This is a genomic window from Pseudomonas endophytica (assembly GCF_001411475.1).
Classification (GTDB): Bacteria; Pseudomonadota; Gammaproteobacteria; order Pseudomonadales; family Pseudomonadaceae; genus Aquipseudomonas; species Aquipseudomonas endophytica.
The window spans coordinates 182,715-204,259 of the sequence record NZ_LLWH01000001.1 but is presented as its reverse complement, the minus strand read 5'-3'; the positions used below and the strand labels follow the sequence as shown (position 1 = coordinate 204,259).

Here is a 21,545-nt window from a genome sequence, read left to right as displayed (position 1 = left end):
ATGTTTACTCAATGGCAACTGGCGTTTTGGAAAGCATTGACCCCGGACTTGGTGCCGGATCAGCCTGTCAACACCGCGTCGGCCTTGGACGCCGCAGTATTGGCCGCGTTGGGGGGCGCGAGCAATCTCAAATCTGAGCGCCGGGTGGCGCTGAGCCGAATTCGTGTCGAACTGAAGGATGCCGCCTCTATTGACCTCCACGCGTTGCGTCAAGCGGGCGTGCCGGGGGTGATGGCACTGGCCGGAGGTGTGGTGCATTTGCTAGTAGGGGTGTAGCGCGGCCCTTAAGAGCGAGCTTGCCTACCGGTTTCGCAATTGCAGGTGTATCGTATTCGCCTTTTGCGAGCTAAGCGCTCGCGGCAGATACGAGAGGTAGTGAAATCCATGTCCTTTACCCGTCGACAAATTCTCGGTGGTTTAGCCGGCCTAGTCGTGGTGGGTGTTGGCGCAGGAGGCGCTTCGCGTTACTGGTTGGGCAAGATGGCCGATGAACAGGCAGGCCATGATTACGAGCTGATTGCCGCCCCTTTGGATGTTGAGCTGGTGCCAGGGCATCAGACCGAAGCTTGGGCCTTTGGCCCTTCAGCGCCAGGCACTGAGTTGCGAGTGCGCCAAGGCGAATGGTTACGCGTGCGGTTTATCAACCATTTGCCGGTGGCAACCACCATTCACTGGCATGGTATCCGTCTGCCGCTGGACATGGACGGCGTGCCTTATGTCTCTCAGTTGCCGGTGTTGCCCGGCGAATACTTCGACTACAAATTCCGCGTGCCGGATGCGGGCAGCTATTGGTATCACCCGCACGTCAACAGTAGCGAAGAACTAGGCCGTGGCTTGGTCGGCCCGCTGATTGTCGAAGAGCGCGAGCCCACAGGTTTCAAGCACGAGCGCACGCTGAGTATTAAAAACTGGCACGTGGATGAAGAAGGCAACTTTTTGCCCTTCAGCATCACCCGCGAAGCCGCCCGTGGCGGTACGCCGGGGCGCTTGTCGACGATCAATGGCGCGCACGTGCCGACCATCGACTTGCCTGCGGGGCAGATCACCCGCGTACGTATCCTCAACCTCGATAACACCTTGACCTATCGCCTGAATATCCCCGGTGTTGAAGCGCAAATTTATGCGTTGGACGGCAATCCGATCAAACCTCGACCGCTGGGTAAAGAATATTGGTTGGGGCCAGGCATGCGCATTTGCTTGGCAATCAAAGCGCCGCCTGCGGGTGAGGAACTGTCGCTGCGCGATGGCCCGGTACGTTTGGGCACGTTGATGTCAGTGGCCAACAACGATGCGCCTGCTCAATGGCCGCCTGCATTGCCCGCCAACCCGATTGCCGAACCGGACGTTGAGAAGGCTGAAAAGATCAATTTCAACTTTGAATGGGTCGGCTCCGTGTCCGAGAACCTAGGCACAGACCAGCCGCCAAGCCTGTGGCAAATCAACGGCGTAGCGTGGGATATCAAAGACAAGACGTGCGCTGATCGACCGATTGCCAAGCTCAAACTGGGTCAGAGCTATGTGTTTGAATTCAAGAACATGACTCAGTACCAGCACCCGATTCACCTGCACGGCATGAGCTTCAAAGTGCTGGCGTCCAATCGCAAAAAGATTACGCCGTACTTCACCGATACCTACTTACTGGGTAAAAACGAGCGTGCCCGCGTGGCCTTGGTGGCGGATAATCCCGGCGTGTGGATGTTCCACTGCCATGTGATTGACCACATGGAAACCGGCCTGATGGCCGCGATTGAGGTTTCCTGATGCGACAAGGGCGTCAACCGCAGATTATCGACCGCAGCCGTGATCAAGACTTTATGCGTGAAGCGCTGACCTTGGCCGCCAAAGGTGCGGCGCTAGGTGAAGTGCCGGTGGGCGCGGTGCTGGTGCAAGACGGTGAGGTTATCGGTCGTGGCTTTAACTGCCCGATCAGCGGCAGCGACCCCAGCGCCCATGCCGAGATGGTCGCGATTCGCGCCGCAGCCACGGCGGCCAGCAACTATCGGCTACCCGGCAGCACGCTGTACGTGACACTTGAGCCGTGCAGCATGTGTGCGGGCTTGATCGTGCATTCAAGGGTATCGCGCGTAGTGTTTGGGGCGCTGGAACCCAAAGCCGGGATTGTGCAAAGCCAGGGGCAGTTCTTCAGCCAAGGCTTTTTGAACCATCGGGTGGTGTTTGAAGGTGGCATCTTGGCCGATGAGTGCGGCGCGATCTTGAGCGAATTCTTCAAAGCGCGTCGGGCCCTTCGCAAATGAACATCTCAATCGCTAACGCAACCGCGTAGGAGCTGACGCAGGCTGCGATCTTTTGTTTAAAGATCAACAGATCGCAGCCTTCGGCAGCTCCTACAAAAACAGATAGCGGGGGTTCTATTTTTTGGCAACGATCACGGCGCGCATCGGTGCGGGCAAACCTTCTATGGTTTTACTCGGGTCGTTCGGGTCCAAGTAATCGCTCAGCGACTGAAACTTCATCCATTCGGTTGCCCGTTGTTCCTCAACCGTGGTAATGCTGACGTCGACACAGCGTACGTCGCTAAAACCCGCACGGCGCAACCAGCGCTCCAACGCCGCAATTGAGGGCAGGAACCACACGTTGCGCATCTGCGCGTAGCGGTCTTCTGGCACCAGAACCTGATTCACATCACCTTCAATCACCAAGGTTTCCAGCACCAATTCGCCGCCTTTGACCAAGCAATCCTTTAGGGCCAGCAAGTGCTCGATGGGCGAGCGCCGGTGGTAAAACACGCCCATGGAAAATACCGTGTCGAAGCCTTCAAGGTTCGGCGGCAGGTCTTCAAACGGGAAGGGTAAGTGCCAGACGGCCTCTTGCTGCAAAAAGCGCTGAACGGCCTGGAACTGGCAAAAAAACAGCCAGTTTGGGTCTACGCCGATTACGCTGTGGGCACCCGCCCCGAGCATGCGCCACATGTAGTAACCATTGCCGCAGCCAACATCTAGGATGCGCTTGCCTTTGAGGTCGATGTGCGGCGCCACTCGCGACCATTTCCAGTCCGAATGCCATTCGGTGTCGACATGCACACCAAACAAGTCAAACGGGCCTTTGCGCCACGGTGACAGACCGAGCAATGCCTGACGCATTTGCGCGCGCGTGGCATCGTCGCAGGCGGTGTCCAAGGTCAGGCCGTTGAGTAAGTCGATTTCGCTGGGCACCACGTTAGGCAACGCGTCCAACGCGCTTTGCCAGCGCTCAAGATCGCCGTGACCTTTGTCCATTTTTACGTCGAGCTGCGCTTGCACAGTGGCTGCCCATTCAGCTAAAGGCGTCCCGGCTAGACGGCGGGCGAGGGGGGAAAGATCAATCATGGCAAGGCAATCAACGAGGCAAAGTTAAGACACTGGAACCACGGCACGACTTTCGAGAACCCGGCCGCCAATAGGCGCTCACGGTGTTCTTCGAGGCTGTCGGGCTTCATGACGTTTTCAATAGCGCTGCGCTTTTGCGCGATTTCGAGGTCGCTGTAACCGTTGGCGCGCTTGAAGGCGATGTGCAAGTCGGTTAACAACGTATGCTCCTCATCGTCACTGAAACGCAGTTTCTCCGAGAGGATCAGTGCACCCCCCGGCAGCAACGACTGACGAATACGGCTGAGCAGGGCCAAGCGCTGTTCAGGCGCGATAAATTGCAGGGTGAAGTTCAAGGCCACCACAGACGCAGGTTTGAACGCCAGCGCGAGAATGTCGCCTTCAACCACTTTGACCGGCAGTAGCTCTTGGTACATCGAGTTCTGAGCATTGAGGTATTCGCGGCAGCGCTCAACCATGGCGCTGGAGTTGTCCACGGCAATCACCTGACAACCCTCTGTGCGCACATGTCGGCGCAAGGCTTGTGTCACCGCACCCAGTGAGCTGCCCAAGTCATACAGCACGCTGTTGGGCTGGGCGAATTGAGCCGCGAGTACGCCGAGGTTTTCGACAATCGTCGGGTAGCCCGGCACCGAGCGTTTGATCATGTCCGGGAACACCCGCACCACGTCTTCGTTGAAGGCGAAGTCCGGTACCTGGGCCAAGGGCTGGGCGAAAATACGGTCAGGTTCTTTGCTCACGACAGTTCCGGCGCTGGATAGTTAAGAGGGCGCGCATTTTAGCCAAGTTGGCGCCCGGATGCTCGGTCTGTCTGATTAGCTGCTCAGGTCAGTTAACGGTGATGGGGCAATCGAAGGTGTCGGCGGGTTCAGCTTCTGGCTCCCAAGGTTGCTGAGAGGTCAGACGTAGACGCCCCGTCCCCGCAGCAAATGCCTCAAAGCGCCACGTCGAGTGCCCGCCACTGCCGAGTAATTGGCCGTCATCACTGCTGTTGTAGACCTCAGGCCCAAGGCTGCGCAGCACCCCGCCGGCCGAATCTTGAATCGCCCAGCGGTAACCGGTGGTGGGGTTGCTGGGCAACGACAGCATGAGGTTTTGGCCCACGTGCAGCTTGATCGGGCAGTCACTTTGTTCTTCTACCGTCAGGTGGTGTGTGGGTTGTTGAGCGCAGGCGGCCAGCAAACCGAGGCTGAGCAAGGGGGCAAAACGTGCGAGGGACATTGAAGGCTCCGGTCGGACAAGTACAAGTGCGCAGCATACCCCATGATGGCGGCTGCGCCATTTGTCATCGCCTAGGAGCCGATTCGCTAGAAGCTGGCGTGCGGTGGGCTAATTTTGAAGTCGCCACACATTTCGAGTGTTTCTCCGTTATGGTCCGGGCCTTCAAACGTGAACAGACGAGCGCTGTAGCAGCTTTCAATAACGCACAGGTGCAAGGTGCCGACAGTGGCCTCGTTCAAGTGATACATCTCGCGCCCGTCGACTTCGATGTATTCGACGTAAGACATCGAGAGTATTGGCCCGTGTTCGCCTTTTTTGAATTCGTAAATGCCTGACTGGATGTTGATGTCCAGCGTCAAGGAGATGGCCCGATAACTCTTGGAGCCAAAGTCGTCAAACTCGGCGGTGATGATTATTTTCTTTTGACTACTGGCGAAGGTCATTTCTTGGGCCGCAAATGCGGGCCGGTCGAGCAGCTCGGCTTTGAGTTCACCGCGCGTTCGTGGATTGAACACGCTGGGGCCCTTAACGTTGCGCCAAAGAACATCTGGGTTTTGATAGGCAGGATGATGAAGTGGCATAGCAGTCCCCAGCGGTAATACCTGTCGGCTTAGGCGCTATTAACGGTGGGAATTAAACATGTGTCTACTGTCAGAAATAACAGGTTGTTTAATTTAGCGGGCTTAATTTGCATCGTAACGGTTGTGAATTTGCTTAACCCTGTAGCAGTCGCCAAGCACGCGAGCTACGAAGCAGGCTTAAAGCCGGGTGATGCGGGAGGCAGGAGCGAGCATGCTCGCTCCTGCTTACGGCTTAGAACAACACTTTGGCGACGTCGGTAAAACGTTTAGCAAAGTGCACTGTTAGGCCCTCTTTTAAGTAGTCTGGCAACTCGTCGAAATTGCCTCGGTTGGCCTCTGGCAAGATCAATTCGTGAATTTTTTGCCTACGCGCCGCAATGACCTTTTCACGCACCCCGCCAATCGGCAGCACATAGCCGGTCAACGTTAACTCGCCGGTCATGGCGATACCTTTTTTCGGTTCTTGATTGCGTGCCAGGGACAACAAGGCGCTGGCCATAGTGACACCAGCACTCGGGCCGTCTTTAGGCGTCGCCCCTTCAGGAACGTGCAGGTGCACAAAGGCTTCGTCAAAGAAACCTGGGTCGCCACCAAACTGCTTCAGGTGGGAGCTGACATAGCTGTAGGCGATTTCAGCAGACTCTTTCATGACCTCGCCCAATTGCCCGGTTAATTTGAAGCCCCGGTTGAGCGTATGAATGCGTGTGGCCTCAATCGGCAAAGTCGCGCCGCCCATGCTGGTCCAAGCCAAGCCGGTGATTACGCCAACGCCGCTAATGACCTGCTCATTGCGAAACACCGCTGTCCCCAGAGAGGCTTCAAGGTCTTTAGGGCCGATTTTGATCGAGGTGTCTGGATTGTCGAGCAATTTGACGACCGCTTTGCGTACCAATTTACCCAACTGCTTCTCAAGCTGACGGACGCCAGCTTCGCGGGCATAACCGTCAATCACTAAGCGTAAAGCACTGTCGGTGATGCCGAGGTGAGCTTTATTGACGCCTGCTTTTTCCAACTGTTTAGGCCACAGGTGACGCTTGGCAATCGCGACTTTTTCTTCGGTGATATAACCCGAGAGGCGAATCACTTCCATACGGTCCAGCAGCGGGCCGGGGATCGAGTCCAGCGTGTTGGCGGTGCACACAAACAGCACTTTCGACAGGTCTAGACGCAAGTCCAAGTAGTGGTCGAGGAAGTCGACGTTTTGCTCTGGGTCTAGGGTTTCTAGCAGTGCCGACGCCGGATCGCCTTGAAAGCTTTGACCCATTTTGTCGATCTCGTCGAGCATGATCACCGGGTTCATTACTTCAACGTCTTTAAGCGCCTGCACCAGTTTGCCGGGCTGGGCGCCAATATACGTACGACGATGGCCCTTGATCTCGGCTTCATCGCGCATACCGCCGACGCTGAAACGATAGAACGGGCGGCCCAGCGATTCAGCAATAGACTTACCAACACTGGTTTTACCCACCCCGGGCGGGCCGACTAACAGCACAATCGAGCCGCTGACCGACCCTTTGTAAGCGCCCACCGCGAGAAACTCGAGGATGCGGTCTTTAATGTCATCCAGCCCCGCATGGTGGGCGTCGAGTACCTTGCGTGCGTGTTTGAGGTCCAGTTTGTCCTGACCAAACACGCCCCACGGCACCGAGCTGGCCCAATCCAAATAATTACGGGTCACCGCATACTCCGGCGAGCCGGTTTCAAGAATAGACAGTTTGTTGATTTCTTCGTCTATACGCTTACGGGCTTGAGCAGGCAGCGTTTTGCCTTCAAGGCGCTGCTGGAATTGCTCGATATCGGCACTGCGATCATCTTTGGTCAGCCCCAATTCTTGCTGAATGACCTTAAGTTGCTCTTTAAGGAAGAACTCGCGCTGATGTTCGCCGATCTTGAGGTTAACTTCGGCTGAAATTTCCTTTTGCAGTCGAGCGACTTCGACTTCTTTGCGCAGCATCGGCAAGACTTTTTCCATACGTTTAAGTATGGGCACGCAATCGAGTACTTCTTGCAGCTCGTTGCCGGTGGCCGAGGTCAGGGCCGCGGCAAAGTCGGAGAGTGGCGAAGGATCGTTAGGGCTAAAGCGATTGAGGTAGTTTTTCAGTTCTTCGCTGTACAGAGGATTGAGCGGCAGCAGCTCTTTGATCGCATTGATCAGTGCCATCCCGTAAGCCTTTACCTCATCGGTAGGCTGTTTAACTTCTTGCGGGTACTCAACTTCCACCAAATACGGCGGGCGGTGATGTTTAAGCCACGTGCTAATACGTACACGGCTCAGACCTTGCGCCACAAATTGCAATTTGCCGTTTTCGCGGCTGGCGTGATGCACTTTCACCAGCGTGCCGTACTCCGGCAGGCTGGTGGTATCAAAATGGCGGGTGTCATCAGTGGGCGTGTCGACAAAAAACAACGCCAGCGAGTGATGAGGCGACTTGCTGACCAAGTCGAGGGTTTCGGCCCACGGTTCTTCATTGACGATGACCGGCAGCACTTGTGCCGGGAAGAACGGCCGATTGTGAATCGGAATGATGTAAACCTTGTCCGGCAGACTCTGCCCTGGCAGGGCCAATTCAGTCCCTCCCACATGAATCTGTGATTCAGTCTCGTTGTGCTCTATATCGGTGTACTCGGTGGCGTTATCTGGAAAATCTTGCTGGTCGCTCATGGGGCACCTGCGCAATGGGGTATGGGCTTTAGATGGGGCAAGGTGATAGAGGTTTCAATGGTGAAGGTTTGTTCACCGCGAAAATCAGCTGATTCCCCATCCGTGACAAACCTGATGCACTGCAATGGGCGTGTGAGTGATGCTTTTCAAACTTGAATTAGAGACGCCTCCTACATCCACGTTTGAGCTGATCCTTTAGCGTTCAGCCTTTTGAACGGAGGCTGTCTTTTCTGACGTGAGCCCTCACGACAGAGGAGTCATGAATGCCCAGCCACAAGCCCCTGCCCGTTTCTGTAGGGCTGACCTGCCAAACGATCAACATTCAGACGTTGGACGAATTGCCAAAGCAGTTTGCGTTCAGAGAGAACAGGCTATGAGCCTCGATAAGCGCCTAGCCGCAGTGGTCAGTCTGGCTGAAGCCCGGCGCGCAGGCAGTGCCTGTAGACACGAAGACATCAACAGCACGGTTAGACAATGCCAAGCGAGTCCATCACACATCTTTGTAGTCCCGGTGCGCTACGCCCTCAGCGAAGAACCGGCTAACCACCCGGCGTTTCAACCCAGTGTAAAGACCCAAAGCCATCCAATGGCCGCACGTTTATTGCGAGCAGGCTTTATCTACCTCTGGCAAGGCAGCGGCCCGTTGCAGCGTTTTGCGGTGGCTAAAAACAATCTGCTTCGCAGTCAGGAACTGGATGAGGACGACACCGTTGTTCACGCGGGCACCCAGAGTGGTATCGCCCTGCACAAGCATCAGGAAGCCTGGATGCTCTACAGCGAAATCCCCCTGAATCCGGCCTCATGTGCGCAACTTAACGAACCTGAGCACCGCGCAAAACACATGCGCCGACTCGACCTGCGGCAAGTGGCCAACACGCTACAAGCCCCGCATTGCGCGCCGCTGAAGGCATCCAAAAGCGTGATGGCCGAGTTGATCCCAAGCACGTATGACTTAGCGTTGGCCATCGAATATCAGCGAAATCAGCCAGCTTTACGAAAAAGTGCTGATGAACTGGGTCAGCGGATGTCGGAAGATCCGACGCCTATCAATGTCAAGGCGTACACCGACGCTATGCACTGGTTGCACGAGCGAGACAAAGTTGCTGCGCACCATCCGCAGGTTCCGGACGACGTCACCCCGCCAGGGGAGTGGAGTGCCGAGGTATGGGCCGCGCCTGCAACCCAAACCCTCGTAGAAATGGCTCATTCGCAATCCCGCGGTTTGTACTGCGTATTAGCGTGCCTGGATGACGACCTCGGGGTGCTGCGTGACATCAACCACGAACAGGAACTGATCGAGTCTCGGCATGAAAAGTGGCAAGCCGATAACAACCTGCGGTTGAGTATTGGTGGGTTTGTGCGCAGTTTGATTACCGAAGATGGAGCAGAACTCGCGGGAAACCTAAGCTACCGCTACCGTGATCAGGATCTTGATCTGACTCCAGAGCAAGGCAAAACCTTACTTGGTGCGCATCAACGACTGGATGAATTGTTCAAGGAGGAGTCACGCATTAACCAGCAACGCGGTGGCCGGTATGGCCACAAGGAGGCGGACGCACTTGTGCTTAAAGTGCAGGCCGATGTGAAAGCCGCTATTGCACCTGTTAGAGGGTTTATCCCGCATCGACTGCACACTGAGATAGAGGCTGTTGTCCGAGAATACCGCGCTACCAAAGTCAACAACCTCAGAAACACGCAGACCAGCGATAAAGTTGAGCAATATATCGACCTGCCCGCCATGAACCTGTGGCTAGACGAGACGGCCCCGAAACATTTTAATCACCTCAACATGCGACATGAAGCGCTTTATTTGGACCGTGGCGCTTACTTGTTACGACACCATAGCGGCACCTGGTGTGTTGATTACGAAGACAGCGAACATCGCCAGTGGCTGGACGAACTGGCATTGTCCTGTCTTAGCGCTCAGTGCCTGCGTCAAGTCGGGGCCGAGCAATATGCTGATTATGTGCGCAGTGCTGATGACGGAGCATTACGGCAGCTGTTTTACGGTTGGAGCCCGACGCTCGAAGGAGCGGTCAATAGCACCAGTCGTGCGACTGAATTGATGGCTGCGCTAGAAGTGGAGAATCAGGCTAATGCAATGGCTGCATTGAGTAAGGCGTTGGGACCGCAGGGTATGAGTGTCCTGTCGAGCCTCAAAGCGATGTCGCACAATGCCGATAGTCTTTGGAGTACGCTATTAAAACGTTTGAGCGCATCTTTACTACTGCTTAGCAGCAAAGTGGGTGAACCGCTGAAAGGGCCTTGGCTGGCTATGATGACGGTTATACGTGCGACCAATAAAATTGGCTTGCGGTTAATTATTCAAGGTAAACATCAGGTTCTACAGCAATTTGGTAAAGCAGCAGAAGACCTCACTCAATGGATTAACACCACGGGTAAAGCCATCGGCCTTGGTCATGTTTCTAAAATAGCCGACTCTCCAGCCGTCAAAAACAGCGGTGGGTTACTAGCCCTGACAGCATTGCTGCTCAATAGCTGGAACGCCAGCAATTATTTCGGGCAGGCCGGAGTACTGGAGGAGATGGATCAGCAGCGAATATATGACACCGCATCTGCGAAGTTTTATGCTGGGGCGGCATTGGTGGCGGTGATTGATAATCAATGGAGGCGAGGAGTAAAGGACAAAACGTTTTCGCTTAGGCTGCAAAACAATACGTGGGCGACTACGCCTGTGTTGACTCTCTTAGGAGGAGTGGTGGGTGGTCTCTCTGCCTTGGCCGCATTTAGTGAGTTTAGGTCTTTACAGCTTCAGTTAGAAAACGCTTACGGTTCTGGTGATCCATGGCTAAAAATGCGTCGAAACGTAGTCGCTGGCCAAGTTCTTGCTTTTGGCGCTCAAGCGTTAATAGGTCTGACTCATACTTTTAGGGTGATCGCGGGAGGGCTCAGCGTCAGTGCTGCAATTGGAGGGTACCTATTATTAATGGGGCCGCTTAATTTTTTGATTGCAGTGTTGGGGGTGTTGTATCTGATTGCTTGGTATTTCCAGCAAACCCCTATGCAGAATTTTTTAAACTCTTGCTGTTGGTCCAAGTCCCGGGCCAGTGATCTGGAGCCAATAACAAGAGAGGCCCAGCAAGACGAATTTAATCGTTTATACGGCATTCTTTATACCCCTAGAGTCAGCTTTGAATCAGTAGACCCAAGCAGTGTGATGAGTTCTTTACAGTCAGGAGTGCTGACCAATGCGATTAAAACACTCACCATTGACCTGCCTGGGGGCGAACCCAGTGGTGCATACTTGGACATCGCAATGATCGGCAATCCGCTAGACACCTTGGCGATGCGCGAGCGTATAAAAAAAGGTGAAACGAAATACTTTCGTGAAGAGCCGATGCAAGATATGAGTGACTATTGGATACGCGCCAGTTCCTGTGAGTGGATTCCACATACGCAAGGGCAAGGTCTGCGTTTGAGCGGCCCATTCAATACAGTCCCTAATGTGTTCGGCTCGCAACCCACACTAGTATCTATACGTTTGCGATACCAAACCCCTCTCACTTCAATGCTGGGCGCGCTTAGTTTTGTGGGCGGGGACCGAGGAGTAGCCTTTACATTGAGCGCTGCAACGGGAGTAATAGCCTTGCGTAATGACCCAACCCCTGAGCTGGATAAAGCGAAGCGCTATCGGTTGAGCGATCAGCAATTTTTAATTTCCATGCAGTCGGGAGTTAAATGATGAACTTTCCAGCCGCAGGTACGAGTAAGAAAGGTATTTTTTCTCAGCAAGACTATCTAGCTCCCTTGCCAATACCCACGGGAGAAAAGCCTGCTGACGTTTTAAATATTGTCTGGCGGAAAAATGATATTTTTTTAGATGTTGGAAATTTCAATATTGGGGCTGGAGTAATGGCGCTGTGGTCAATTAGCGTTTTATTTCTATCTATGGCCTATCTAACTGATAGTTTAGAAAATCTTTTTTTAGGGGGTTGCATCATCTTCATCCCGCTACTAATGTTTATACGTATGCTCTACCGCCCAGCCACTTTGCCCATCCGCTTTAATCGTCAGCGCCGTGAAGTTTGTGTGCCCCGAAAAGATGGAAACTATTGGGTTGTGCCGTGGGAAACGGTAACTGCCGCTGCAGCTCAGAGTTCGTCAATCAGCCAAGCGGGTCGAAATACCAGTGGTATGTTGTTTATAGGGTTTGATAATCCAGACCCTCATGCCGATGACGATAACAAACATTTTTACTGGGGCTTTAATTGCGGGGGGAACGAAGCAGCAATGTCTCTGTGGGAGTGCATGCGAAGCTTTATGGAAATTGGCCCGCAGGCTTTACCTCAAACCAATGATTTTGAAGGCGGTCGTGACCGTCTGAAAGGGCGAGGCATTATTTGGGGTGTCTGTTGTGATTACGCCAACGGTATATGGCAGCACGTGCTAGCGCGTGAGTACTTTAAAGCGGCGTGGTTGTTTACAGGTATTTTCATTTTCGGCGGCCCCCTCGTCTTCATGCTGCAAACCTGGAAACTCTCTCCACCGCCGAGTATTGACCATCCCGACATCATCGAATGGTCCAAACCCCTCCCACCGGAACACTGGGCCAAGCGCTCCCCCGAGTTAGAAGTTGCCATAGCCGCTCGCGAAGCACAGTTGGCGGCACGTGCCGCCTAAGGTTAATCAGCAGCCACAAAAAAGGCGGTTATCTCTCGATAGCCGCCTTTCTCACACTTGGCTGTACAGCTTACTTAGCCAGTTTGAACGCCATGATGTAGTCACCTTTTTGGGTGCCTAAGCCCCCATGACCGCCAGCCATGACGACCACGTATTGGGTGCCGTCTTTGCCTGCGTAGGTCATTGGGGTGGTTTGGCCGCCTGCTGGCAGGCGACCTTCCCACAGGACTTTGCCGTTGTTCACGTCGTAAGCACGCAGGTATTGGTCCAGGGTGCCGCTCAGGAAGGCCACGCCGCCTGCGGTGGTCACGGTCCCGCCCAAGCTTGGAACGCCCATCGGCAGCGGGATCGGTACCGGCGAGCTGTCACGCACGGTGCCGTTTTTGTGCTTCCAGATGACGTTGTTGTTGGTCAGGTCAACCGCCGCTACATAGCCCCACGATGGCGCTTGGCAAGGTAAGCCGACTGGCGACAGCAATGGCTCTAGGATGACGCCGTAAGGTGCGCCTTTGTTCGGTTGTACACCTGAGGTTTCGCCTTTGCGTGGGCCCATGGCTGCAACATCAGCCTGAGGCACCAGCTTGGAGGTGAACGCCATGTAGCTCGGGTTCAGGAAGGCGATTTGACGGACTGGGTCGACCGAGATGCCGCCCCAGTCAAACACGCCAAAGTTGCCCGGATAAACAATCGAACCTTGCAGCGATGGCGGGGTGTACATGCCGTCGTAACGCAGGGATTTGAAGTTGATCCGGCACAGCATTTGGTCAAACGGGGTTACGCCCCACATGTCACGCTCAGTCAGTTCTGGCGGGATCATGTTCAGGTCCGAGCGCGGCTGGGTTGGCGAGGTGTGGTCGCCTGCAACGGCGCCGCCCGGTGCCGGGATCTCGCGGATCGGGACGATATCTTCGCCATTGCGACGATCAACCACGTAGATGCTGCCTTGCTTGGTCGACGCCAGCAGGGCTGGTTTGACGCCATCCGCGGTTTTCAGGTCCATCAGGGTCGGTTGACCGCCCACGTCCATGTCCCACAGGTCATGGTGAGTGAACTGACGATACCAACGAACTTTACCAGTGTTGATGTCCAGAGCCGTCACGCCTGCGCTGTAACGCTCGGAGTCTTCGGTGCGGTCGCCGCCATATTGGTCAGGCATTTGGTTGCCCATCGGCAGGTAAAGCATGCCGAGGTTTTCATCAACGGCGAACATCGACCACATGTTGGGCGAGTTGCGCGTGTAGTGTTGGCCCTCGGCAATCGGGGTCGTGTCTTCAGGGTTGCCGCTGTCCCAGTTCCACACCAGTTTGCCGGTACGCACGTCGTACGCACGGATCACGCCGGATGGTTCGTCAGTGGACACGTTGTCTGTCACGTGACCGCCAATCACCACCAAGTCTTTGGTCACGGCAGGTGGCGATGTGGAGTAGTAGCCGCCCGGTGCAAAGCTGCCGATGTTGTGACGCAGGTCTACCGAGCCGTGGTCGCCGAAGTCTTCGCAGACTTTACCGGTGTCGGCATTCAGGGCGATCAAGCGGGTGTCAGCGGTTGGCAAGAACAAGCGACGTGGGCATGCGTTGCTGGACGTAGCAGCAGGCGCGACTGGGCTCTGTTCGGTATCCGCTTTGGCGTAGGCATTTTCGTCGTGATAGCTCACGCCGCGGCACGTCATATGCGCCCAGCCTTTGAAGTTTTCAGCGTTTTGCGTGCTGATCTTAGGGTCGTAGCGCCAGATTTCTTTGCCGCTGTCCGGGTCAAGGGCGATCACTTGGCTGTGTGGCGTGCACACGTAGAGCATGCCGTTGACTTTCAACGGGGTGTTTTCAGCGGTGGTTTCCCCCGGATCATTAGGGCCTGGCATGTCGCCGGTCCGTATGGTCCACGCTGGAACCAACTGATGGGCGTTTTGCGCGGTGATTTGTTTCAGTGGCGAGTAACGATCGCCAAAACCGCTGCGGCCATAGGACTGCCAGTCACCTTCAGGCATGTCGGGTGCCGTGTTGGCCATGCCAGGCACAGCGTCGCGACCCAGCTCGCCCTGAATATCGCCGGGGTGTGTGAACTGGCTAGCCAGCGCTGCAGCACCCGCCACCACCACGGCCACGCTCAGTGCGCCGGTCGCGATAGGGGCGGATTGAGCGCGCAACAGCGGGCGACGAAACCAAGGCAGTAGCAACACAAGGCCGATGGCGAACCACAGGGCCAAACGAGGCACTAATTGCCACCAGTCCAGACCGACTTCTACCAGTGCCCAGACGGTGCTGGCGAACAGCACCAGCGCATAGAGGGCCAGCGCAGCACGGCGCCCAGCGATCAGCAGCGCACCGGATAACCCGAAGCCGATACCGGCCAGCAGGTAATAGCTCGAACCGCCGAGTGTGACCAACTTAATACCCCCGACCAACATGGCCAGGCCCATTAACAGCAGCACGATACCGAGCAATGTCGGTAACACGCGGCTTCGACTCAAAGCACCCTCAGTGCTCATAGTGTGATTCTCCGTTGGGAATAAAAAATTAGCGGCAAGTTTTAAGTGTGTCTGTCTCAGCTTGTCGCTCAACGCTTGTCGCTCGCTCGTCAGAACGAACTTTGAATTTTCAGGCCGCCAATCAGGGCGTTATCGACGTTGTAAACGCCTCCCGGATGGCGGATGTATTGCAGGTTAGGTCGCACTGTCAGCCAGTTCGTGACATGCACGCCGTAATACAACTCGGCGCTGTACTCGGTGTGCTGAGGCGGCAGGTAGTCCGCGTCGTTGTAGTCGACAATGGCGTGAACCTGGTTGGTCGCCTCGGCGTTTTTGCGGTAGGCCGGGTTGACGTGAACCCGAGCCATGGCAAAGCCGATGTCGTCTTTAGGGCGTGCATCAAACGGCCCTTTGTACACAACGCCTGCTTGGACATAGTTGTCGATGGCGTTGGTTTTTTTGTCATGCACGGTCGCGTTGGCAAACACGTTCAGCCCGCGGGACTGATCGCTGGCGCGGGTGGTGAGCTGCTGCTGGATACCGAGCCATGCACCGTGTTTGCTGGAGCTGCTGCGATACGCTTCGCCGCTTAAGACGGCAGGCTGGCCGCTGGAGCCTTTGTATACGTCCGTGGCTTTAGCGCTGCTGTAGTAGTAGCCCGCGCGGTATTCGCCAGGCAGGCCATTGAGGGTCGGTGTCCACACCAACTCGACGGGCAACACGGTGCCTTGTGTGCCACTGCCGCTGAGCTTGAAGCCATTCCCGCGATCCAGGTTGGACGGGTTCTGCTCATAGGCACCGACCTGTGCATACAGCTGTGGCGTGAGGTGGTATTTGACCCGCAGCGCCCATTGGCTAACCGGCCAGTTGTACCAAATGCTGCCCGCCCAGTTACCCACCTGCGAGCCGCAGAACGCCAAATTTTGGAAGTCACACGGGAAGCTGTTGAAGTCTTCGCCCTGACCAAAACGTCCGGCCTTGATGTCGAGCTTCTGGTCGAAGAATGCCTGCTGATACCACATCTGAGTCAGGCGCGTGGTCTGGCCGCGGCCCCACACTTCTTGCGCCGAGGTGAAGCCACCCACCCGTGGATCGTTGATCCGGTCGTTGCTGATGTTGTTGCCACTGCGCTGGGTAATCGTCAATTGGAATTGCGCGTCGTTCCAGCCCAGAATTTTCTGCAAATCCAGATGTGTGCCCAAACCGAACTGATCGCTGTAACGTGCGGTGCGGTCGTGGTCGTAGCCACCGTGCAGGTTCGATCCAACTTCGCCCACGTAGTCGAGCGAGAAGCTATAGCCTTGCTTCTCAAGTTCGGTACGGTTACCGCCCCAATCGCCGAGCATCCATTTTGAGTCGCTGTCGAAAGCCGGAGCGGCTTGTATGGCACTGGCAAAACCCAAGGCAGAAATACCACCAATCAAGGTCAGGGCTTTTCGCCCGGCCATGGGTAATAGCGCGCGGTCTTTGCGCAAAGTCAGAAATGTGGACATAGGTCGAGATGAAGGTCTTTTTGGAAGGGCAGTGATAGGGGTAGCGCTGTCTTTGCAGGCAGGACTCACACCTTAGAAATCAAAGGGCTGGGTGAAGCGTTTCAGCTCTTAATGCGGAAATGATAAAGCGCTGAAACGTTTAGAAACAGCACTTTAATCGACATGGATCTTTTCGGAATCTGTAACAGTGCGCTGCGACGGTTCGTCTCAGGGGCCTTTTGCCACACGTTCGACGCTGTTTGAGGGTAAATGCGGGGGGGTAAAAAACTGTAGGAACTGCCGCAGGCTGCGAGCTTTTAAAGATCAAAAGATCGCAGCCTTCGTGCCTCGGCAGCTCCTACGCGGTTGTGATCTGTGCCCTAAAAGTGGACGAATGTCCAACATTTTGGGCGCAGATCATTATGCGCAGTGAGTAGGGTGTGGGTTAGAACGTGGTACGCAAGCCGACCTCAACCCCGCGACCCGGCGCTGGGGCGATATCGCGCAGGATCGAGCTGGCATAACGCACGGTTTGGTTGGTCAGGTTGTCGCCCTTAACAAAGGCCAGCCATTGGCTGCCACCCACATTAAAGGTGTAACCGGCGCTGGCGCCCAGCGTGGTGTAACCCTCAGTGCCCGACTCGTTGTCCGGCACACGCCCTTGGTTGCTGGCGTGTTCAACATCAACCCGTGCTTGCCAACGATCAAGTTCCCACAGCAAACCGCTGCTCAGGCGTAATGGCGCAATCCGTGGCAGCGCTTCGCCGGTGTCGAGGTTGGTGGCGCGGGTGTAATCGCCTGACAGCTCAAGTGCGAACTTGCCGTAAGCCCCTTCGCCGAGTTTCCAGTGATCCTTGGCTTCAAACCCAGTGAAACGTGCGCGGACGCCGGAGTAGCTGTACTCCGGGATGCCATCTGCGTCTGGCTCGCCCTCGTCATTCAAGGTGCGGCCGGTGCCGAGCAAGCCGATGTAGTTGGAGAAATGGCTGTAGAACACGCCGACGCTGCCGTTGTGGGGGCCATTGTCAAAGCGCAATGCCAAGTCGCTGGAGACGGCTTTTTCTTTGGACAGATTAGGGTTGCCCAGCTCATATGTGCCGGTGGCGACGTGCGCGCCATTGGCATACAGCTCGTAAAAGGTCGGTGCGCGTTCGGTGTAGCCCAGCGTTGCGGCCAACGACCAGATCGGCGTCAGGGTAAAGACTGCGCCAGAAGACAAACTGCCCGCAGTGAACCGCTTGGCGCTGTCGGCCACGGCGAAGCGATCATTACCCTTGGCATCTGGGTCGACCACGGTATGTTCCAAGCGCCCGCCTAGGCTGAGTGTGAGGCGGTCAGTGGCTTGCAACTCCTCAAGTACAAACAGCGCGCCGCTGGTGGTGTCGGTCTGCGGCACAAAGGCTTCTTCGCCCAAGGCCGAGAACTCATTGCGGTTCACCTGAGCGCCAATAACGCCGTTCAGCGGGCCAATCGGCACATGACGGGCTTCAACGCGTGCTTCGTAGCCTTTATTTTTGAAGATTGTGCCGACTTCGCCGTCTTCGATTTCGCGGTGTTCGTAGTCGGTGTAACCGGCGTTCAGCTTGAGGGAGCTGAACGGCCCTTGCAGGTTGCGTAGTTCTGAGGCGAAAGCGTAGTGATCCTGTTTCATGCGGATGCGTACGTCTTCTTCGGCGGGTGAGCCGTAGTTAGCGTCGTAATTACTGTAGGAGATACCCGCGTAGCCATCGTCCCAGGTATAAGAGCCGCCCACTGCGCCGCCATCTTGACGGCCATTACTGTTACGCAAGCGACCTTTCTTTTGATCGCCGTCGTCTTCGCCCTCAGGCGCATGGCGGTTGCGCGCGTAACCGGGGATTTTCAGGTCGTTGAATTCGCGGGCGTTGGCGTCTAGGTGCAAGGCGAACGTGCCGTCACCGGCTTCCAGTTTGCCTGCGCTGCTGCGCGTGGTATCCGCACCGCCATAGCGCAACTCACCTGCACCTTGAATGCCATTGATGGCTTCAGTCGGGATGCGGTTATCAAACGTATTGACCACGCCGCCGATGGCATTGCCGCCGTACAGCAGGGCTGCCGGGCCGCGTACGATTTCGACCCGCTCAACGTTGACTGGGTCCAGTGGCACCGCGTGGTCGTAAGACAGTGAAGAGGCGTCTAACGCGCCCACGCCGTTGCGCAAAATACGAATCCGGTCGCCGTCTAGGCCACGAATAATCGGGCGACTGGCGCCTGGGCCAAAGTAAGACGAGGACACACCCGGCTGCTTGTTCAGGGTTTCACCCAAGCTACCTTGTTGCTGAAAGGTCAAGTTGTCGCCTTCTAAAACGGTCGTAGGCGATGCCAACTGGCTGTTGCCTAGCGGGTTGCCGGTGATGACCTGCGGTTGCAGTTCCAGAGCGTAGACCGGTGAAGCGATAAGCAGGGCCGTGGCGAGCGGGGTCAAACGCAAGCTTCGCAGTTGGCGTGGCAGAGCAGGGGAGGACATTGCGGTTCCTTGGCAGAGGGATGAAAGCGTGGCGCTAAGCGCTCTAGATAATGACTTGGGTTGTTACAATATAACATCTCTTTTAATCGCGCCAAGCGGAACTTTTTCGATAGCCGTTTTGCCTCACCTACACAGTACCGGCTCCCTGACCGCGCGACGTGGCTTGCAATGAATTGGGGACAGCCCCTAAGGTACGCGGCTTTCCTACTTCTGCTTAAAGGCTCGGCATGACTGAACCCAACAACAACCCTTTGCACGGCGTAACGCTGGAACAGATTCTTATCGCGCTGGTGGCGCATTACGAATGGGAAGGCTTGGCCGAACGCATTGATATTCGTTGTTTCAAAAGCGATCCGAGCATCAAGTCGAGCCTCACGTTTTTGCGTAAAACACCATGGGCGCGGGAGAAAGTCGAAAAGCTTTACGTAAAATACGCCCGCACCAAGCGCGAGATTTGATCCGCCTATGAGTGCAGTGCACAAACACCGTCTGTTCGCGTTGATGGCCCTACTCGGCTGGAGCGGGCTGGTCATTCAGTTGGACATGGTGCTGATCGCCCGCTGGACATCGGGCGCGAGCCTGTTGGGCGGGTTGGTGAATTACTTCAGCTTTTTTACCGTGCTGACCAATACCTTGGCCGCCACCGTACTCACCTATGCCGCCAAAAGGCACGACTCAACAGGCAGGCGTTTTTTCCTACAGCCGTGGGTCACGAGCGGTATTACGGTGAGCATCATCGTGGTGGGGGTGGCTTACAGCCTGTTGTTGCGTAACTTGTGGCAACCACAGGGGCTGCGATGGTTGTCCAATGAACTGCTGCACGATGTCATGCCCGTGTTGTTCACGTTGTATTGGTGGTTATACGTGCCCAAAGGTACGTTGCGCCTAAGCCACGTTGGGCTATGGGCGCTTTACCCGATTGTGTATTTCGCCTACTTCTTGTTGCGTGGGCATCTACTGGGCATGTACGCCTATCCGTTTATTGACGTGAACAAGCTCGGGTACGCGCAGACGTTTGTGAATGCTTTAGGGGTTTTGGCGGGGTTTATCGCGGTGGCGCTAGTGCTGGTGGGGATTGACCGCTGGCGTGGAGCCAACCTGCGTCGCGGCTAACTTTGGCCTGCGCGGTTTAAGGGGGCGCTTAAAAGCCAGATCAAAAGCCGCGCAACCCGCTTTTTGTGGGTTGTCTGTAGGAGCTGCCGCAGGCTGCGATCTTTAACAATCAAAAGATCGCAGCCTGCGGCAGTTCCTACGCGTTTTAGGGCGTGTAGGGGCCTTACTCTTCTGCGCTGTCATCCAAGCGCCAGTAGCCCACGGCTTTAACGAACTCTTCATTCAAGCCGTGGGTGTCGAGCAAGACGCGGCGCACTTTGCGTGACAGCGCGCTTTCGGTGGCGACCCATGTATACAGCTCGCCGCTTGGGATGTTCAGCCCTTCAACGGTACTCAGCAAATTGCCTGCTGGCGCATCGCGGTGTACCCAAATGACTTCAATCGACGCTGCGCTTTTCAGCGGCTGTTGTTCCTGCTCGTTTTCAACTTCAATCACCACCAACGCGCGGCGATTGGCTGGCAGTTCTTCTAGGCGGCGGGCAATCGCTGGTAAGGCGGTTTCGTCGCCGATCAACAGATAGCTGTCAAAAATGTCCGGCACGATCATCGAGCCGCGTGGGCCGCCGATGTGCAGGTGCTGACCCGGTTGCACCTGTGCAGCCCACGTAGAGGCAGGGCCGTCGCCGTGTAATACAAAATCCAGATCCAGCTCGTGGGTGCTCAGGTCATAGCGGCGCGGGGTGTAGTCGCGCATGGGCGGCATGACTTTGTTTTTGACGCCCGCGCTCAGCTCCAGATTATTCAGCGCGGTGTGTTGCTCAGCGGTCTGCGGGAAAAACAGCTTTACGTGATCGTCGCTGCCTAGGCTGATAAAACCGGCCAACTCAGGCCCCCCAACCGTGATGCGGCGCATGCGCGGGGTCAAATCGACCACGCGCAGTACCTGCAGTTTTCGACGTTTTATTTCATGCATGACGCGATGAATGGTAAGCGGGTTAGCAGTATTCATTCAGCGTTCTCCTGCGCAGACTGGGCAGTGACAGGTCCATCGACGATGGCTTTGGCGGTGTTATTGAGCAGGTCCCGTACCCGAGCAATCTCAGTCGGGTTCCAGCGTCCGTGGTGCATTTGCAAGGCGTGGCGCAAGTTGTGCACGGCCTCGTGAATTTCGGCAGGGCGATCATGGCCGCGCAACGAGCGCTTGCTGACATCAATACGCATCCGCACGCCGTCCAGGGCGATGGCTTGATCAAGCAATGACTGGCGACCGACTTCAGTCACGTTGTAGCGTTTTTTACCGCCCGCGGCGTCGCCTTCAATCAGCTCGCTTTCTTCAAGAAAAGTCAGGGTCGGGTAGATCACGCCTGGGCTCGGGCTGTAAGCGCCATCGAACATGCCTTCAATCTGGCGGATCAGGTCATAGCCGTGGCAAGGCTGCTCGGCAATCAGGGCCAGCAGCAGTAATTTCAGATCGCCGGGGGCAAATACGCGTGGGCCGCGCCCGCCGCGTTGCCCGGCACGTTTCTCAAAGCCGTCTTGACCCACACTGTGGTCACGGGGGGGATGGTGATGCTCTCTCATTGTCTTCGTCCTCTGTGTTTGTGCGAAGTAACTTAAGATATATCTTAAGAACGCGCAAA

The 21,545-nt window shown here is 55.9% G+C and carries 17 protein-coding genes; 7 read left to right on the top strand and 10 right to left on the bottom strand.

Going from position 1 to position 21,545, the window contains the following annotated elements; all coding sequences use genetic code 11:
* The 3 genes from AQS70_RS00900 to tadA all read left to right on the top strand — a co-directional run bounded on the left by AQS70_RS00900 (position 1) and on the right by tadA (position 2,255).
* On the top strand, positions 1 to 276 hold the full coding sequence (locus tag AQS70_RS00900; RefSeq protein WP_055101064.1) for a PTS sugar transporter subunit IIB: 276 nt from the start codon (positions 1 to 3) through the stop codon (positions 274 to 276).
* A gap of 108 nt (positions 277 to 384) precedes the next feature.
* Entirely contained in the window at positions 385 to 1,761 is a 1,377-nt protein-coding gene (locus AQS70_RS00895) for a multicopper oxidase family protein (protein ID WP_055101063.1), read from the top strand.
* Positions 1,761 to 2,255 carry a tRNA adenosine(34) deaminase TadA gene (tadA, locus tag AQS70_RS00890; RefSeq protein WP_055101062.1) on the top strand — a complete coding sequence of 165 codons (495 nt, stop codon included), beginning with the start codon at positions 1,761 to 1,763 and terminating at the stop codon, positions 2,253 to 2,255. Before AQS70_RS00895 ends, tadA begins: the two co-directional genes overlap by 1 nt.
* A 114-nt stretch (positions 2,256 to 2,369) precedes the next feature.
* Here tadA and cmoB read toward each other — a convergent pair whose 3' ends face one another.
* From cmoB to lon, 5 genes are all read right to left on the bottom strand, one after another.
* Positions 2,370 to 3,326 (bottom strand): tRNA 5-methoxyuridine(34)/uridine 5-oxyacetic acid(34) synthase CmoB, encoded by a 957-nt coding sequence (gene cmoB, locus AQS70_RS00885; protein ID WP_055101061.1) that lies wholly within the window; start codon positions 3,324 to 3,326, stop codon positions 2,370 to 2,372.
* Positions 3,323 to 4,066, bottom strand: a complete 744-nt coding sequence (gene cmoA, locus AQS70_RS00880; protein ID WP_055101060.1) for a carboxy-S-adenosyl-L-methionine synthase CmoA — start codon at positions 4,064 to 4,066, stop codon at positions 3,323 to 3,325. The genes cmoB and cmoA overlap by 4 nt, the downstream gene beginning before the upstream one ends.
* Before the next feature lie 88 nt (positions 4,067 to 4,154).
* Positions 4,155 to 4,547 (bottom strand): protease inhibitor I42 family protein, encoded by a 393-nt coding sequence (locus AQS70_RS00875; RefSeq protein WP_055101059.1) that lies wholly within the window; start codon positions 4,545 to 4,547, stop codon positions 4,155 to 4,157.
* A gap of 86 nt (positions 4,548 to 4,633) precedes the next feature.
* Complete coding sequence (locus tag AQS70_RS00870; RefSeq protein ID WP_055101058.1) at positions 4,634 to 5,128, bottom strand: hypothetical protein; 495 nt, start codon at positions 5,126 to 5,128, stop codon at positions 4,634 to 4,636.
* Between the two features lie 232 nt (positions 5,129 to 5,360).
* The gene (lon, locus tag AQS70_RS00865; RefSeq protein WP_055101057.1) at positions 5,361 to 7,790 is read right to left on the bottom strand and encodes an endopeptidase La; all 2,430 of its coding nucleotides are present in this window, start codon (positions 7,788 to 7,790) and stop codon (positions 5,361 to 5,363) included.
* Between the two features lie 373 nt (positions 7,791 to 8,163).
* On the opposite strand from lon, the gene AQS70_RS00860 reads away from it, so the two are divergent.
* A complete protein-coding gene (locus tag AQS70_RS00860) occupies positions 8,164 to 11,493 on the top strand; it encodes a toxin VasX (protein WP_055101056.1) in 3,330 nt (1,109 codons plus the stop codon).
* Positions 11,493 to 12,431, top strand: a complete 939-nt coding sequence (locus AQS70_RS00855; protein WP_055101055.1) for a DUF6708 domain-containing protein — start codon at positions 11,493 to 11,495, stop codon at positions 12,429 to 12,431. Before AQS70_RS00860 ends, AQS70_RS00855 begins: the two co-directional genes overlap by 1 nt.
* Positions 12,432 to 12,501: 70 nt before the next feature.
* On the opposite strand, the gene AQS70_RS00850 is transcribed toward AQS70_RS00855, so the two are convergent.
* The 3 genes from AQS70_RS00850 to AQS70_RS00840 all read right to left on the bottom strand — a co-directional run bounded on the left by AQS70_RS00850 (position 12,502) and on the right by AQS70_RS00840 (position 18,852).
* Positions 12,502 to 14,916 (bottom strand): glucose/quinate/shikimate family membrane-bound PQQ-dependent dehydrogenase, encoded by a 2,415-nt coding sequence (locus AQS70_RS00850; RefSeq protein WP_055101054.1) that lies wholly within the window; start codon positions 14,914 to 14,916, stop codon positions 12,502 to 12,504.
* A gap of 89 nt (positions 14,917 to 15,005) precedes the next feature.
* The gene (locus AQS70_RS00845; protein WP_055101053.1) at positions 15,006 to 16,388 is read right to left on the bottom strand and encodes a carbohydrate porin; all 1,383 of its coding nucleotides are present in this window, start codon (positions 16,386 to 16,388) and stop codon (positions 15,006 to 15,008) included.
* A gap of 424 nt (positions 16,389 to 16,812) precedes the next feature.
* Positions 16,813 to 18,852 (bottom strand): TonB-dependent receptor, encoded by a 2,040-nt coding sequence (locus tag AQS70_RS00840; protein ID WP_055101052.1) that lies wholly within the window; start codon positions 18,850 to 18,852, stop codon positions 16,813 to 16,815.
* A gap of 227 nt (positions 18,853 to 19,079) precedes the next feature.
* Between AQS70_RS00840 and AQS70_RS00835 the strand changes: the two genes are divergently transcribed.
* Together AQS70_RS00835 and AQS70_RS00830 are read left to right on the top strand one after the other, a co-directional pair.
* Positions 19,080 to 19,310 carry a VF530 family protein gene (locus AQS70_RS00835; protein ID WP_055101051.1) on the top strand — a complete coding sequence of 77 codons (231 nt, stop codon included), beginning with the start codon at positions 19,080 to 19,082 and terminating at the stop codon, positions 19,308 to 19,310.
* A 7-nt stretch (positions 19,311 to 19,317) separates the two neighbouring features.
* Positions 19,318 to 19,965, top strand: coding sequence for a Pr6Pr family membrane protein (locus AQS70_RS00830; RefSeq protein WP_055101050.1), 648 nt, complete (start codon positions 19,318 to 19,320; stop codon positions 19,963 to 19,965).
* Positions 19,966 to 20,128: 163 nt separating this feature from the next.
* Here the strand turns inward: AQS70_RS00830 and AQS70_RS00825 are convergent, their stop codons facing one another.
* Entirely contained in the window at positions 20,129 to 20,914 is a 786-nt protein-coding gene (locus AQS70_RS00825; protein ID WP_055101049.1) for a siderophore-interacting protein, read from the bottom strand.
* Complete coding sequence (locus tag AQS70_RS00820; RefSeq protein ID WP_055101048.1) at positions 20,911 to 21,486, bottom strand: PadR family transcriptional regulator; 576 nt, start codon at positions 21,484 to 21,486, stop codon at positions 20,911 to 20,913. Before AQS70_RS00820 ends, AQS70_RS00825 begins: the two co-directional genes overlap by 4 nt.
* Positions 21,487 to 21,545 lie beyond the last annotated feature (59 nt).